Here is a 15,373-nt window from a genome sequence, read left to right on the forward strand (position 1 = left end):
CCTAACGGTAGAGCCCCATGCCCACAGAAACATTGACCCTTGAAGACGGCCTGACCCGTCTGACTCTGGCACCGCACATAGGCGGCAGCATTCTTGACTGGAGCATCATTGCCAGCGGCCAGCCCTTGTTTCGCCCAAGTGCAGCGGATGCCCTGGACAGCAACTCGGCCAACCAGCTGGCCTGTTATCCACTGGTGCCCTGGTCGAACCGGATCGGGGATGGAGGCTTCGAAGGCGCAGGCCATTGGTTCGCCTTGCAGCCCAACAATCCTCCAGGCCTGCTGCCCATCCACGGCAGTGCATGGCAGCAGGCCTGGAGCGTGACCGAACACAGCCCGCACCATGCCTGCCTGCAACTCGACAGCACCGTCCCCTTTGCCTACCGTGCGCAGCTGCGCTACAGCCTGAGCGACGGCCAACTGCGTATCGAGCTGAGCGTGACCCATCAGGCCGAGCACGCGGCCTGGCATGGCCTGGGGCTACACCCGTATCTGCCGCGCACCGCCAACACACGATTGCAGGCAAAGTCTGCTCAGGTCTGGCTGTGCGATGACCAGGGCCTGCCCACGGAGCTTGCGCCCCTGCCGATGGAATGGGACTTCAACCAGAGCAACGCCTTGCCGCACACCCGGCTCGACAATTGTTTCACCGAGTGGGATGGCAACGCAGTGATCAGCCAGCCGGACCTGGGCTATACGCTGGGCTGTCAGGCAACGGGCAGCCCTTACTGCCTGGTGTATTGCCCGCCGGGAGAGGACTTTTTCTGCTTCGAACCCGTCAGCCACCCGGTCAATGCCCATCACCTGCCCGGCCACCCCGGGCTGACGTTATTGCATAAGGGCCAATCAGCGAACATCAGTGTCAGCTTCAAACTCAACCCATAGATCCAGGTCAATAATCCCGCACTCAGGCTCGATTAATATCGCGCCTTTTTGCGAATGACCTGACTATGCGCCTTGCACCGCCCGAACTCCTCGCCCCTGCCGGCACCCTCAAAAACATGCGATACGCCTTCGCCTATGGCGCCGACGCGGTGTATGCAGGCCAGCCGCGCTACAGCTTGCGGGTACGCAATAACGAATTCGACCACGCCAATCTGGCCATCGGGATCGCCGAAGCCCAGGCGCAGGGCAAACGCTTTTACGTGGTGGTCAATATTGCCCCCCACAACGCCAAGCTGCGCACGTTCCTCAAGGATCTGGAACCGGTAATCGCCATGGGCCCGGATGCCCTGATCATGTCCGACCCGGGGCTGATCATGCTGGTGCGCAAAAACTTCCCCCATGTCCCGATTCATTTGTCGGTACAAGCCAATACGGTCAACTGGGCCAGTGTCGAGTTCTGGCGCCAGCAAGGCCTGAGCCGGATCATCCTGTCCCGCGAGCTGTCGCTGGAAGAGATTGAAGAGATTCGCCAACAAGTACCGGACATGGAACTGGAGATCTTCGTCCACGGCGCATTGTGCATGGCCTACTCGGGGCGCTGCCTGTTGTCGGGCTACATGAACAAGCGCGACGCCAATCAAGGCAGTTGCACCAATGCCTGCCGCTGGAAATACGACACCAAACCGGCCACGGAAAACGAACTGGGCAATATCGTCAATGTGGTCGAGCCGACCCTGGGCGTGGGTGCACCCACCGACGAAGTGTTCGTACTCAACGAGTCCCAACGCCCGGACGAACAGATGACGGCGTTCGAAGACGAGCACGGCACTTACATCATGAACTCCAAGGATCTGCGCGCCGTACAGCATGTGGCACGGCTGACCGGGATGGGCGTGCACTCGCTGAAAATCGAGGGCCGAACCAAGTCGCACTTCTACTGTGCGCGGGCGACTCAGGTGTATCGCAAGGCGATTGATGATGCGGTGGCAGGTCGTGAGTTTGACCGCAGCCTGATGACGGACCTGGAGTCATTGGCCCAACGCGGTTACACCGAAGGGTTTTTGCGGCGCCATGTCCACGATGAATATCAAAACTACCTGCATGGCAGCTCGCTGTCGCACCGCCAGCAGTTTGTCGGGGAGTTGACCGGCGAACGGCGCAACGGCCTGGCCGAGGTCAAAGTCAAAAACCGCTTTGCCCTGGGTGACCATCTGGAGCTGATGACTCCCCACGGCAACTACCACTTTGATCTCGACCGGTTACACAACAGCGCGGGCTTGCCGACCCAGGTTGCACCGGGTGACGGCCACACGGTGTACCTGCCGATCCCCGAGCAGGTGGACTTGAAGTACGGGTTGTTGATGCGGGACTTGACGGTAAGTGAAGTGATGGAGCGCTCGGCGTGAGCGCTGTGGGAGCCGGCTTGCTCGCGAGAGCATCGCGAGCAAGCCCGCTCCCACAGACTGGGTGATTGCGATTAATCGCGGAACACTTCATCCAGCAGGTTGTGCATCGCCGTAAAGGCACGGCTGGAAGTTTTGGCGTCGTACATCATCTTGCCCGGCACATTGGCGTGGGGATCGGTGAAGGAATGCACCGCGCCGCCGTAGCTGGTCAATTGCCAGTCCACGCTTGCCGCATTCATCTCGGCCTCAAAAACCGGTAGCTGTTCGTTTGGCACCAACGGATCAGAAGCGCCGTGCAACACCAGCACCGCACCCTTGATGCTCTGGGCATCGATCGGATTGGGCGTGTCGAGGTTGCCGTGGAAGGACACCGCCGCTTGAAGTGGTGCACCGCTGCGCGCCAGTTCAAGTGAGCAGCAGCCGCCAAAACAGAAGCCAAAGGTGGCCAGCTTGTTGCTGTCGACCTGGGCCAGGCCCTGATTTTTCAGCATGTCGTACGCTGCCCACATCCGCTTGCGCAACAGGGCGCGGTCATTCTTGAGCGGCATCATTGCAGCGCCCGCCTCGTCGGCATTGCCCGGACGGATGGCCTGGCCGTACAAATCCGCGATCAGTACCACGTAGCCTTGCTCTGCAACCGACTTGGCGATCTCTTCGGCACCCGCACTGATGCCCATCCAGTTAGGCGCCATCAGCAAGCCCGGCAGTGGATCTTCTCGGCTCGGGTCAAACGCGAGGCGGCCTTCGTAAGGTTGGCCGTCGATTTGATAGGCCACAGAACTGACCGTAATTGATTTCATTAAAAACTCCTGAGCTCAAAACAAAAAAAACCCGCCGAAGCGGGTTTTTATAGCGCGGTTAGACCGACAACTCTACTAACAATTTGTTAAGCCGACGGACATAAGCCGCAGGGTCTTTCAAACTGTCACCGGCTGCCAGGGCCGCCTGATCGAAGAGGATGTGCGACAGGTCGCCAAAACGCTCTTCGCTCTGCTCTGCATCGAGTTTCTCGATCAGCGGGTGAGCCGGGTTGAACTCGAAGATAGGCTTGGACTCAGGCACTTTCTGACCGCTAGCTTCCAGGATCTGACGCATTTGCATGCCCAGGTCCTGCTCGCCGATGGCCAGAATCGCCGGGGAATCAGTCAGACGGTGGGATACACGCACTTCGCTGACGCTTTCACCCAGGGCTGCCTTGATGCGTTCAACCAGACCTTCTTTGGCCTTGGCCACTTCTTCTGCAGCTTTCTTGTCCTCTTCGGAGTCCAGGTTGCCCAGATCGAGGTCGCCGCGTGCAACGTCCACAAAGCTCTTGCCGTCGAAATCGCTGAGGTAGCTCATCAGCCACTCGTCGATACGGTCGGTCAACAGCAGGACTTCGATGCCTTTCTTGCGGAAGACTTCGAGGTGTGGGCTGTTTTTGACCTGCGCGTAGGTTTCGCCGGTCAGGTAGTAGATCTTGTCCTGACCTTCCTTGGCGCGAGCCAGGTAGTCGACCAGAGAAACGTTTTGTTCGCCGTCGTCACCATGGGTCGAAGCGAAACGCAGCAGACCGGCGATTTTTTCCTTGTTGGCGAAATCTTCAGCCGGGCCTTCTTTCATCACCTGGCCGAAGTTTTTCCAGAAGCCCTGGTATTTCTCAGGCTCGTTCTTCGCCAGTTTTTCCAGCATGTCGAGTACACGCTTGGTCAGCGCGGTCTTCATCGAGTCGATGATCGGGTCTTTTTGCAGGATTTCCCGCGACACGTTCAGCGACAGGTCGTTGGAGTCGATCACGCCCTTGATGAAGCGCAGGTACAGAGGCAGGAACGACTCGGCCTGGTCCATCACGAATACACGCTGTACGTACAGCTTCAGGCCTTTAGGCGCTTCACGCTGGTACAGGTCGAATGGCGCACGTGCCGGCACGTAGAGCAGCGAGCTGTATTCCAGCTTGCCTTCAACCTTGTTGTGGCTCCAGGCCAGCGGGTTCTCGTAATCGTGGGCAATGTGCTTGTAGAACTCCTGGTATTCCTCGTCCTTGACTTCAGTACGAGGGCGAGTCCACAGGGCACTTGCGCGGTTAACGGTTTCCCATTCCAGCGCAGGTGTTTCTTCGCCTTCGGCAACGGTTTGCTCTTTAGGCAGCTCGATCGGCAAGGCGATATGGTCGGAGTACTTCTTGATGATGTTGCGCAAGCGCCAGCCGTCAGCGAACTCGGATTCGCCGGACTTCAGGTGCAGAACAATCTTGGTGCCGCGATCAGCTTTTTCGACGGTGGCAACTTCAAACTCGCCTTCGCCCCTGGAGGACCAGTGCACGCCTTCGCTGGCAGGAGTCCCGGCACGGCGGCTGTAGACGTCAACCTTGTCGGCGACGATAAAGGCGGAATAGAAGCCCACACCGAACTGACCGATCAGGTGCGAGTCTTTCTTCTGATCGCCTGTCAGGTTTTTCATGAAATCAGCTGTGCCGGATTTCGCAATCGTACCCAAGTGGGTGATCACGTCATCACGGTTCATACCGATACCGTTGTCTTCGAGGGTGACGGTGTTGGCGTCCTTGTCGAAGCTCACACGGATTTTAAGATCGGCACCGCCCTCCAGCAGCTCAGGCTTGGACAGTGCTTCAAAACGTAATTTGTCGACAGCATCAGAGGCGTTCGAGATCAATTCGCGAAGGAAAATTTCCTTGTTGGAGTACAGCGAATGGATCATGAGGTGCAGCAGTTGCTTGACCTCGGTCTGGAAGCCCAGGGTTTCTTTTTGAGTTTCCACGCTCATTGTTATCAAACTCCGATTGGATGGCATGAGCCACGCCCTAGTGGGTTGGCGGCGGGATGTCATGAAAGTTGGGGGCTCAGGTTCAAATTTCAAGGCCTGATGGCAAGGCATCGGTTTTTTACCAGCCGTTTCGACCTAGGATGCTTTACTTATATATGTCTGAAAGCATGGAACTTAAGCATTGAGCCAATGCTCAAACGCCCCGTAGATCTACTCATAAGGAGAAACACCCCATGCGTAATACTTTTGCTGTTGCCTTGATGCTGGCTGCCACCCTTGGTCTGGCTGCGTGTGACAAGAAGTCCGAAGATAAAGCCCAGGAAGCCACTCAGCACGCTGAGCAAGCTCAAGAAAAAATGTCTGAAGCCCAGGACAAAGTGAACGACGCGGCGAAAGAAAACGCCGAAGCTGCCAAAGCTCAGGCCGAGTCCAACAAAGCCGCCGCTGAAGAAGCCGCTCCTGCTACTCCTGCTGCTCCAGTGGCAACTCCAGAAAGCAAGTAATACGGCTTTTTGTGAGGTAACACAAAGCCCGCCAAGTGCGGGCTTTGTTGTGTCCCGGGCTCAAGATTTCTTGCTTCGATACCCGAACACAGCGCCATAAAAAAGCCCTGCATCCGTGAGATGCAGGGCTTTTTCAGGTATTCAGGAACGCTTTTGGCGAACCGAATAATTACGCGAGTGCTTCAGCACGCTTGCCCAGCAGACGGTCGCAAATAAATGCGCCCACCAAGGTCACGAGGCATGGCACCAGCCACGCCAAACCTTGGTCGCTGAAGGGCATATTCGCAAGCTGGCTAGGAATCCAGCCAGCCAGGCCTGCACCTTTGAGCGCATCGATCGAACCGAAGATGAACGACACCAGCATCACCGGACCCACGATCCGCGCCTGGGCATGCCACAGGCCTTTGCAGAAACTCAACGCCACCAGCACGATGCACGGCGGGTAAATCGCCGTCAGCAGCGGGATGGAGAAGGCGATCAACTGCGTCAGACCAAGGTTCGACACGGCCAGCGAGAACACCGCAAGGATAATCACCAGAGTCTTGTAAGACAGTGGCAACACCGTGCTGAAGTATTCAGCACAGGCGCACGTCAGGCCCACCGCCGTTACCAGGCAAGCCAGGGCAATCAGTACAGCCAGGAAGCCGCTGCCCAGGGAACCGAACGTATGCTGTACATAGGCGTGCAGTACTGCCGCGCCATTGGTTGCGCCCGCCGCCACTTCATGGCTGCCCGCCCCCAGGCGGAACAGGCTGATGTAGACCAGCGCAAGGCCAACACCGGCGATCAGGCCGGCAATGATTGCGTAACGGGTAATCAGCTTCGGCGACTCAACCCCACGGGAGCGAATGGCGTTCACGATCACAATGCCGAACACCAGCGCGCCCAGGGTATCCATGGTCAGGTAGCCATTGATAAACCCTTGAGAGAAGGGTGCGGCGACGTATTCAGGGGTCGCAACGCCAATATCACCCGCAGGCAAGGCAACAGCGGCAATACCGAGAATCGCCAGTGCGATGATCTTCAACGGTGCAAGGAAGCGCCCTACCGTGTCGAGCAGACGACCCGGATACAGCGAAACGAAGAACACAATCAGGAAGTACACCGAGCTGTACAAGAACAGCGCCAGCGGGCTTTCACCCGTCAACGGCGCCAGACCGACCTCGAAGGATACGGTGGCGGTACGCGGGGTGGCGAACAACGGACCAACAGCCAGATAGGCCACAGCCGCGAGCAAGCCGCCAGCCACTTTACCGATCGGGCTGCTCAGTGCGTCCATTCCGCCGCCAACCTTGGCGAGCGCAATAACAGTGACCACCGGCAGACCTACCGCGGTGATCAGGAAGCCCAATGCGGCCATCCAGACGTTAGGTCCAGCCTGCAGGCCAACGATTGGCGGGAAAATGATGTTGCCAGCCCCAACGAACAGGGCAAAAGTCATAAACCCAAGTGCCAGGATGTCCTGGCCTTTCAATACTTTCATTACGGAAATACCACACTACTGAATCGGAATTAGAGGGGAATTTCCCGTGCGGATGTGGGAAATGCTGTCGGTCTGTATAAGTCCGACCCGTCTAGCGCGCGGCTTCCTTTTGGGATGCACACGCAGAAATGCAGAATGGCGGCAAGATTACCGATTTTTTTCCTACAACGCACTGTTAGAGGGCGGACTGTCCGATGAACGAACGCAGTTGTCGCCTGGATGACATCGAAAAATGATTTGATGTGGTTTTGCAGCGTTGGGACTGCCGCGATTGGGTAGGCGCTGCCTCGTTCCTTCGGCGGCGGTTACAAACACTTCTGCCAGAACGCACAAAGGCCACCCGAAGGTGGCCTTTGTCTGGTGTAGCTATCAGCTAAGCGCGTGGCTTATTTGATTGCCCAGCCAGTCAGCTCGGACAGAGCCTTGCCGATGTCTGCCAGCGAACGCACGGTTTTAACGCCTGCGTCTTCCAGAGCAGCAAACTTCTCGTCTGCAGTGCCCTTGCCGCCAGAGATGATTGCGCCAGCATGGCCCATGCGCTTGCCAGCAGGGGCAGTCACACCAGCGATGTAGGAAACAACTGGCTTGGTCACGTGTGCCTTGATGTAGGCAGCCGCTTCTTCTTCAGCCGAACCGCCGATCTCACCGATCATTACGATCGCTTCGGTCTTCGGGTCTTCCTGGAACAACTTCAGGATGTCGATGAAGTTGGAACCAGGGATCGGGTCACCACCGATGCCTACGCAAGTCGACTGACCGAAACCGGCGTCAGTAGTTTGCTTAACAGCTTCGTAAGTCAGGGTGCCGGAACGCGACACGATGCCTACTTTGCCTGGCAAGTGAATGTGACCTGGCATGATGCCGATCTTGCATTCGCCTGGAGTGATAACGCCTGGGCAGTTAGGGCCGATCAGGGTAACACCCAGTTCGTCGCACTTAACTTTAGCGTCCAGCATGTCCAGGGTAGGAATGCCTTCAGTGATGCAAACGATCAGCTTGATGCCGCCGAAAGCTGCTTCAAGGATGGAGTCCTTGCAGAAAGGAGCCGGTACGTAGATAACGCTGGCGGTTGCGCCAGTGGCAGCTACGGCTTCTTTCACAGTGTTGAAAACAGGCAGGTCCAGGTGAGTGGTGCCGCCTTTGCCCGGAGTAACGCCACCAACCATCTTGGTGCCGTATTCGATGGCTTGCTGGGTGTGGAAGCTGCCCTGCGAACCAGTGATGCCCTGGCAGATAACTTTGGTGTCTTTATTGATCAGGACGCTCATTACTTGCCCTCCGCAGCTTTAACAACTTGTTGAGCAGCGTCGGTCAAGCTGGTAGCAGCGATGATGTTCAAGCCGCTTTCTGCCAGTACTTTAGCGCCCAGTTCAGCGTTGTTGCCTTCAAGGCGAACAACCACCGGGATTTTCACGCCGACTTCTTTCACTGCACCGATGATGCCTTCGGCAATCATGTCGCAACGAACGATGCCGCCGAAGATGTTGACCAGTACTGCAGCGACATTGCTGTCGGACAGGATGATCTTGAACGCTTCGGTAACGCGTTCTTTGGTAGCACCGCCGCCAACGTCGAGGAAGTTGGCTGGCTTGCCGCCATGCAGGTTAACGATGTCCATGGTGCCCATCGCCAGACCAGCGCCGTTTACCATGCAGCCGATGTTGCCTTCCAGTGCTACGTAGTTCAGTTCGAACTTGGCAGCGTGCGCTTCGCGCGGATCGTCTTGCGACGGATCGTGGAAAGTTTTCAGCTTGGCCTGACGGTACATGGCGTTAGCGTCGATGTTGATTTTTGCATCAAGGCAGTGCAGATCGCCGTCAGCCTTGATAACCAGCGGGTTCACTTCCAGCAGGGCCAGATCGTGATCCTTGAACAGTTTGGCCAGACCTACGAAGATCTTGGCGAACTGAGTAACTTGCTTGCCTTCCAGACCCAACTGGAAAGCCAACTCGCGACCCTGGAATGGCTGAGCGCCAACCAGTGGATCGATAGTTGCTTTCAGAATTTTTTCTGGAGTGTCGTGAGCGATCTTCTCGATATCCACGCCACCTTCGGTGGAAGCCATGAATACGATACGACGGCTGGAACGGTCAACGACAGCGCCCAGGTACAGCTCTTTAGCGATATCAGTGCACGATTCAACCAGGATCTTGGTGACCGGCTGACCATTGGCATCAGTCTGGTAAGTCACCAGACGCTTGCCCAACCACTGTTGTGCGAATGCTTTAGCGTCTTCTTTGCTGCGAACCAGCTTAACGCCGCCCGCTTTACCGCGACCACCTGCGTGAACCTGGGCTTTGACAACCCATTCGGTCCCACCGATTTTGTCGCAAGCTTCTGCGGCTGCTTCCGGGGTGTCTACTGCATAACCCTTGGATACTGGCAGGCCGTATTCAGCGAACAGCTGCTTACCCTGATACTCGTGAAGATTCATGCTTTTTACCGTCTTCGTTAGGTACTGCGCATTCGGCGCTGCACTTTTATTAGTGCCGCACCACCTGTGACTGCTGCTTGTGCTGCCTTTACAAGCCCGACACCCGCGTGAGCGGAGCCGGGCCTGAGTCAAACAAGACAAGACTGCGTCCGGCGGAAGTTCCGCGGTGAGGCTTGCTAGCAAGGCTCACGACGGGCAAACCGCCGTGGTTTCTTATTGTCTGGTCTTAACGTTTCTTGCGGTTGGCAATGTGGATGGCGCCGCCATTCACTGCCAGTGCTGCTTCGTGCAAGGCTTCAGACAGGGTTGGATGGGAGAAAACCATCATGCCCAGATCTTCAGCGCTGGTGCCGAATTCCATACCGATCGCGCCTTGCTGAACCAGCTCTGCTGCGCTCGGGCCAATCACGTGGACGCCCAGTACGCGGTCAGTTTTGGCATCAGCGATGACTTTAACAAAGCCACCGGTGTCGTTTGCTGCCATGGCACGGCCACTGGCTGCAAACGGGAAGGTGCCGACGTTAACTTCAACGCCTTCAGCTTTCAAGGCCTGTTCGGTTTTACCGACCCACGCGATCTCCGGGTGAGTGTAAATAACCGATGGAATCAGGTCGTAGTTCATCTCGGTCTTGTGACCTTTGATGCGCTCGACAACCATGATGCCTTCTTCCGATGCCTTGTGTGCCAGCATCATGCCACGTACCACGTCACCAATGGCGAAAACGCCCGGTACGCTGGTCGCGCAATGATCGTCAACAAACACGAAACCGCGCTCGTCGATGGTCACGCCGCTGTCAGCTGCCAGCAGTTCGGTAGTCACCGGACGGCGACCAACGGCTACGATCAGCTTGTCGAAGGTGATGGTCTGTTCGCCGTTGGCGTCGGTGTAGGTCACAACGACTTCTTCGCCGTTAACCTTGGAACCGGTAACGCGAGCGCCCAGCTTGATGTCCAGACCTTGTTTGGTCAGGGTTTTGTAGGCTTCTTTGGATACGGCAGCGTCAGCAGCCATCAGGAACGTGTCCAGAGCTTCCAGAACCGTTACCTGAGCACCCAGACGGGACCATACCGAACCCAGTTCCAGACCGATAACGCCAGCGCCGATAACGCCCAGACGCTTGGGTACGGATTGGAATTCCAGGGCGCCGGTCGAATCAACGATGACGTTGTTATCAACTGGAGCAGGTGGAATGTCGATCGGACGCGAGCCCGAAGCCAGAATCACGTTCTCGGCTTCGATGATTTCGACAGTGCCGTCTGGCTTGGTCAGTTCAACTTTCTTGCCGGCCAGCAGTTTGCCGTGACCTTGCAGGGAAGTAACGCCGTTAGCCTTGAACAGGGTAGCAACGCCGGAAGTCAGACCTTTAACGATGTTGGCTTTACGGCCAACCATCGCAGCAACGTCCATCTTCACTTCACCGGTGGTGATGCCGTGGATGGCAAATGCATCCTTGGCTTCGTGGTACTTCCAGGAGCTGTCCAGCAGCGCCTTGGATGGAATGCAGCCAACGTTCAGGCAAGTACCGCCCAGCGCCAGTTTGCCTTCCTTGTCGGTGTATTTTTCGATGCAAGCAGTCGAAAGGCCCAGTTGAGCAGCCTTGATGGCAGCAACGTAGCCGCCAGGGCCCGCACCAATCACTACAACGTCAAATTTCTGAGACATGAAAATAGATCCTCTATTAGCTACAAGCTGTCAGCAGCACGCTACAAGCCAAAGCCAAGCTGCTTTTTCTCGCAGCCTGGCACCTGAAGCTTGCAGCCGCTTCTATTAGATATCCAGCAGCAGACGAGCCGGGTCTTCCAGCAGGTTTTTGATTGCTACCAGGAAACTTACAGCTTCTTTGCCATCGATCAAGCGGTGATCGTAAGACAGAGCCAAATACATCATCGGACGGATTACGACCTGACCGTTGATTGCCATTGGACGCTGAAGGATGTTGTGCATGCCCAGGATCGCGGCTTGCGGCGGGTTAACGATCGGGGTCGACATCATCGAACCGAAAGTACCACCGTTAGTGATGGTGAACGTACCACCGGTCATTTCGTCGATGGACAGTTTGCCGTCACGGGCTTTTTTGCCGTAAGCAGCAATGCCGCCTTCGATTTCAGCCAGGCTCATCAGTTCGGCGTTACGCAGAACCGGAACTACCAGACCACGGTCGCTGGATACAGCAACACCGATGTCGGCGAAGCCGTGGTAAACGATGTCGGAACCGTCGATCGAAGCGTTGACCGCCGGGAAGCGTTTCAGCGCTTCGGTAGCGGCCTTGACGAAGAACGACATGAAGCCCAGACGTACACCGTTGTGCGACTTCTCGAACAGGTCCTTGTACTTCGAACGCAGTGCCATGATTTCAGTCATGTCCACTTCGTTGAAAGTGGTCAGCATCGCCATGTTCGATTGAGCTTCAACCAGACGCTTGGCCACTGTGGCACGAACGCGGGTCATTGGAACGCGTTTTTCTACGCGGTCACCAGCAGCGAAAACCGGAGCAGCAGCGGCAGGTGCGGCAGCCTTGGCAGGCGCAGCAGCAGGCGCGGCCTTTTTGGCAGCAACAGCGGCAACTACGTCTTCCTTGGTCACACGACCGCCTTTGCCAGTACCGGCAACGGAAGCAATGTTGATACCGTTTTCTTCAGCGATCTTGCGAGCAGCAGGCGCAGCCACTGGATCGTCTTCGCCTTCGCCAGCTGGAGCAGCAGCCTGAGCAGCCGGTGCAGCAGCGGCTGGTGCAGCAGCAACGCCGCCTTCAACGATGGAGCCCAGAACTTCGTCGGACAGAACGGTGTCGCCTTCGTTCTTGACGATAGCGCCCAGTACGCCGTCAGCTGTTGCCAGCACTTCCAGCACAACCTTGTCGGTTTCGATGTCAACAATCAGGTCGTCGCGCTTTACAGCGTCGCCCGGTTGTTTGTGCCAGGTGGCAACGGTGCCATCGGCAACCGATTCCGGAAATGTTGGGGCTTTGATCTCGATAGCCATGTTCTTTGGTTCCTTAAATTCGGTTTCAGTGCGCGAAGGCGTTAAACAGTGAACGCGTCTTGCAACAGTTTTGCCTGTTGCTCAGCGTGCATCGATGCGTAACCACAAGCAGGTGCAGCAGAAGCGTCACGGCCCGCGTACTCAAGTACGAGAGATTTGTCGTGACCGCTGATGATGCGGCGCATGTGGTGCTGGCTGCAGTACCAGGCACCCTGGTTCATCGGCTCTTCCTGACACCAGACAATATGTTTGGCGTTTTTGTACGGAGCCAGGACTTCAATCAAGTCGTCCTCAGGGAACGGGTACAGCTGCTCAAGACGCACGATGGCGATGTCATCACGACCTTCGGCACGGCGTTTTTCCAGCAGGTCGTAGTAGACCTTGCCGCTACACAGCACGATACGACCGACTTTCGCCGGATCTTGTGCATCGATTTCCGGAATAACGGTCTGGAACGAACCTTCGGCCAGATCTTCCAGGGTCGAGATTGCCAATTTGTGACGCAGCAACGACTTCGGAGTCAGGACGATCAGCGGCTTGCGCAGCGGACGGATGACCTGACGGCGCAGCAGGTGATAAATCTGCGCAGGAGTAGTCGGCACGCACACCTGAATATTGTGCTCGGCGCACAGCTGCAGGTAACGCTCAAGACGTGCAGAGGAGTGCTCCGGGCCCTGACCTTCATAACCGTGTGGCAGCAGCATGGTCAGACCGCACAGACGGCCCCACTTGTGCTCGCCGCTGGTGATGAACTGGTCGATTACAACCTGGGCGCCGTTGGCGAAGTCGCCGAACTGGGCTTCCCAGATCACCAGCGCGTTAGGCGTGGTGGTCGAGTAGCCGTATTCGAACGCCAATACCGCTTCTTCCGACAGCAACGAGTCGTACAGGTCAAAACGTGGCTGACCTTCAAACAGGTGCTTCAGAGGAATGTAGGTGCCAGCATCTTTCTGGTTGTGCAGCACGGCGTGACGGTGCGAGAACGTACCGCGGCCGATGTCCTGACCCGTCATGCGAATCGGGTGACCTTCGAACTGCAGGGTTGCGTATGCCATTGTTTCGGCATAACCCCAGTTGATCGGCAGGCCGCCGGCTTGCATTTTTTGACGATCTTCGTAGATCTTCGCAACCTGGCGCTGAACAACGAAGCCTTCCGGAATTTCCAGCAGCTTGGCAGACAGTTCTTGCAGGGTCTTGAGATCAAAACGGGTGTCGTGACGTGCAGTCCAGGCGTGACCCAGGTATGGGCGCCAGTCTACGAACAGTTCTTTGTTCGGCTCTTTGACCAGACTTTTCACAACATGCAGGCCGTTGTCCAGCGCGTTGCGGTATTCGTCGATCTTGGCCTGAACGCGTTCTGCGTCCACCACTTTTTCTTGCGTCAGACGTTCGGCATACAGTTCACGGGTAGTGCGCTGCTTGGCGATCTGCTGATACATCAGCGGCTGAGTACCGTTTGGCTCGTCGGCCTCGTTGTGACCGCGACGGCGGTAGCAGAACAGGTCGATCACGACGTCACGCTTGAACTGCATGCGGTAGTCGATAGCCAGCTGGGTTACGAACAGAACGGCTTCCGGATCATCACCATTCACATGGAGGATCGGTGCCTGGATCATTTTCGCAACGTCCGTGCAGTACTCGGTGGAGCGCGAGTCTTCCGGATTGCTGATGGTGAAGCCCACCTGGTTGTTGATCACCAGATGAATGGTGCCGCCCGTCTTGAAGCCGCGAGTTTGCGACATCTGGAAGGTTTCCATGACCACGCCCTGACCTGCGAATGCAGCATCACCGTGGATGGAAATTGGCAGTACTTTTTCGCCGGTGCTGTCGTTACGACGGTCCTGGCGAGCACGTACAGACCCTTCAACCACTGGAGAAACAATTTCCAGGTGGGACGGGTTGAACGCCATTGCCAGGTGAACTTCGCCACCACCGGTCATGACGTTGGAGGAGAAGCCCTGGTGGTATTTGACGTCACCGGAACCCAGCTCGATCTTTTTCTTGCCTTCGAACTCGTCGAACAACTCACGCGGGTTTTTACCGAAGGTGTTCACCAATACGTTCAGACGGCCACGGTGGGCCATGCCGATAACGATTTCCTTGGTGCCGTAGTTGCCCGAACGCTGGATCAGCTCGTCCAGCAAAGGAATCAGGCTCTCGCCACCTTCCAGGCCGAAACGCTTGGTGCCCGGGTATTTGGTACCCAGGTACTTTTCCAGACCTTCAGCAGCAGTCACGCGCTCAAGCAGATGGCCTTTGACTTCAGCCGAATACGTTGGGCGGCCGCGTACGCTTTCGAGGCGCTGTTCAAACCAGTGGCGCTGCTCGGAATCGACGATGTGCGTGAACTCTGCGCCGATGGTGCGGCAATATGTCTGCTGCAACGCTTCGAGAATTTCGCGTAGGCTCGCTTCCTCTTTGCCGATGTACAGGTCGCCGGCACGGAAGGTCGTATCAAGATCGGCATTGGTCAAGCCGTAATGATTGATCGACAGGTCTGCAGGTGCAGGACGCTGCCACAGTCCCAGCGGATCAAGCTGGGCTGCCTGGTGGCCGCGCATCCGATAGGCCTGGATCAATCGCAGCACTTCAACCTGCTTCTTCTCGTGCTCACTGCTCACGCTCCCGGCGGAAACCGGTTGGGCGCGGCGCTGGTTCTTTGCCAGCAGCACGAAATGATCGCGGATTGTGGAGTGCGAAACATCGTTGGCAGAGTTGCCGTCAGTAGGCAACGTCTGAAATTTGGTGCGCCATTCTTCTGGCACAGCGTTAGGGTCGTGCAGGTAGAGCTCATAGAGCTCTTCCACATAGGCAGCGTTACCACCTGAAAGATAGCCGCTGTTCCACATGCGCTGCATCACGCTTTCTTGCATGCTTGGTCACCCTCGGTTAGGGGACACCATCGACGAGAACACCA

At 56.8% G+C, this 15,373-nt stretch carries 11 protein-coding genes; 3 read left to right on the top strand and 8 right to left on the bottom strand.

Annotation, left to right across the window (positions count from 1 at the left end; all coding sequences use genetic code 11):
* Positions 1–17 precede the first annotated feature (17 nt).
* Positions 18–884 (top strand): aldose 1-epimerase, encoded by an 867-nt coding sequence (locus tag KO536_RS07400; protein ID WP_219261566.1) that lies wholly within the window; start codon positions 18–20, stop codon positions 882–884.
* Between the two features lie 65 nt (positions 885–949).
* Entirely contained in the window at positions 950–2,290 is a 1,341-nt protein-coding gene (gene yegQ / locus KO536_RS07405) for a tRNA 5-hydroxyuridine modification protein YegQ (protein WP_133078145.1), read from the top strand.
* A gap of 71 nt (positions 2,291–2,361) precedes the next feature.
* On the opposite strand, the gene KO536_RS07410 is transcribed toward yegQ, so the two are convergent.
* Entirely contained in the window at positions 2,362–3,090 is a 729-nt protein-coding gene (locus KO536_RS07410; RefSeq protein ID WP_133078144.1) for a dienelactone hydrolase family protein, read from the bottom strand.
* A 58-nt stretch (positions 3,091–3,148) separates the two neighbouring features.
* Positions 3,149–5,053 carry a molecular chaperone HtpG gene (gene htpG, locus KO536_RS07415; protein ID WP_219261567.1) on the bottom strand — a complete coding sequence of 635 codons (1,905 nt, stop codon included), beginning with the start codon at positions 5,051–5,053 and terminating at the stop codon, positions 3,149–3,151.
* A 233-nt stretch (positions 5,054–5,286) separates the two neighbouring features.
* On the opposite strand from htpG, the gene KO536_RS07420 reads away from it, so the two are divergent.
* A complete protein-coding gene (locus tag KO536_RS07420; protein ID WP_133078142.1) occupies positions 5,287–5,556 on the top strand; it encodes a hypothetical protein in 270 nt (89 codons plus the stop codon).
* Positions 5,557–5,725: 169 nt separating this feature from the next.
* Here the strand turns inward: KO536_RS07420 and brnQ are convergent, their stop codons facing one another.
* The 6 genes from brnQ to KO536_RS07450 form a co-directional block, all read right to left on the bottom strand.
* Complete coding sequence (gene brnQ, locus KO536_RS07425) at positions 5,726–7,039, bottom strand: branched-chain amino acid transport system II carrier protein (RefSeq protein WP_133078141.1); 1,314 nt, start codon at positions 7,037–7,039, stop codon at positions 5,726–5,728.
* Positions 7,040–7,425: 386 nt separating this feature from the next.
* Positions 7,426–8,307, bottom strand: a complete 882-nt coding sequence (gene sucD, locus KO536_RS07430) for a succinate--CoA ligase subunit alpha (RefSeq protein WP_019408932.1) — start codon at positions 8,305–8,307, stop codon at positions 7,426–7,428.
* Complete coding sequence (gene sucC / locus KO536_RS07435; protein ID WP_133078140.1) at positions 8,307–9,473, bottom strand: ADP-forming succinate--CoA ligase subunit beta; 1,167 nt, start codon at positions 9,471–9,473, stop codon at positions 8,307–8,309. Before sucC ends, sucD begins: the two co-directional genes overlap by 1 nt.
* A gap of 226 nt (positions 9,474–9,699) precedes the next feature.
* Complete coding sequence (gene lpdA / locus KO536_RS07440) at positions 9,700–11,136, bottom strand: dihydrolipoyl dehydrogenase (RefSeq protein ID WP_133078139.1); 1,437 nt, start codon at positions 11,134–11,136, stop codon at positions 9,700–9,702.
* A gap of 105 nt (positions 11,137–11,241) precedes the next feature.
* A complete protein-coding gene (gene odhB / locus KO536_RS07445) occupies positions 11,242–12,456 on the bottom strand; it encodes a 2-oxoglutarate dehydrogenase complex dihydrolipoyllysine-residue succinyltransferase (RefSeq protein ID WP_019828557.1) in 1,215 nt (404 codons plus the stop codon).
* Positions 12,457–12,497: 41 nt separating this feature from the next.
* Positions 12,498–15,329 carry a 2-oxoglutarate dehydrogenase E1 component gene (locus KO536_RS07450; RefSeq protein WP_019828558.1) on the bottom strand — a complete coding sequence of 944 codons (2,832 nt, stop codon included), beginning with the start codon at positions 15,327–15,329 and terminating at the stop codon, positions 12,498–12,500.
* Between the last annotated feature and the right edge of the window lie 44 nt (positions 15,330–15,373).

It is taken from the genome of Pseudomonas sp. NKUCC02_KPG (assembly GCF_019345465.1).
In the GTDB taxonomy this organism is placed as follows: Bacteria; Pseudomonadota; Gammaproteobacteria; order Pseudomonadales; family Pseudomonadaceae; genus Aquipseudomonas.

Coding starts and splice junctions, on each gene's coding strand:
- sucC (WP_133078140.1), bottom strand. CDS start 9,473: ATGAATCTTCACGAGTATCAGGGTAAGCAGCTGTTCGCTGAATACGGC.
- KO536_RS07410 (WP_133078144.1), bottom strand. CDS start 3,090: ATGAAATCAATTACGGTCAGTTCTGTGGCCTATCAAATCGACGGCCAA.
- htpG (WP_219261567.1), bottom strand. CDS start 5,053: ATGAGCGTGGAAACTCAAAAAGAAACCCTGGGCTTCCAGACCGAGGTC.
- KO536_RS07400 (WP_219261566.1), top strand. CDS start 18: ATGCCCACAGAAACATTGACCCTTGAAGACGGCCTGACCCGTCTGACT.
- yegQ (WP_133078145.1), top strand. CDS start 950: ATGCGCCTTGCACCGCCCGAACTCCTCGCCCCTGCCGGCACCCTCAAA.
- brnQ (WP_133078141.1), bottom strand. CDS start 7,039: ATGAAAGTATTGAAAGGCCAGGACATCCTGGCACTTGGGTTTATGACT.
- lpdA (WP_133078139.1), bottom strand. CDS start 11,136: ATGTCTCAGAAATTTGACGTTGTAGTGATTGGTGCGGGCCCTGGCGGC.
- KO536_RS07450 (WP_019828558.1), bottom strand. CDS start 15,329: ATGCAAGAAAGCGTGATGCAGCGCATGTGGAACAGCGGCTATCTTTCA.
- sucD (WP_019408932.1), bottom strand. CDS start 8,307: ATGAGCGTCCTGATCAATAAAGACACCAAAGTTATCTGCCAGGGCATC.
- odhB (WP_019828557.1), bottom strand. CDS start 12,456: ATGGCTATCGAGATCAAAGCCCCAACATTTCCGGAATCGGTTGCCGAT.
- KO536_RS07420 (WP_133078142.1), top strand. CDS start 5,287: ATGCGTAATACTTTTGCTGTTGCCTTGATGCTGGCTGCCACCCTTGGT.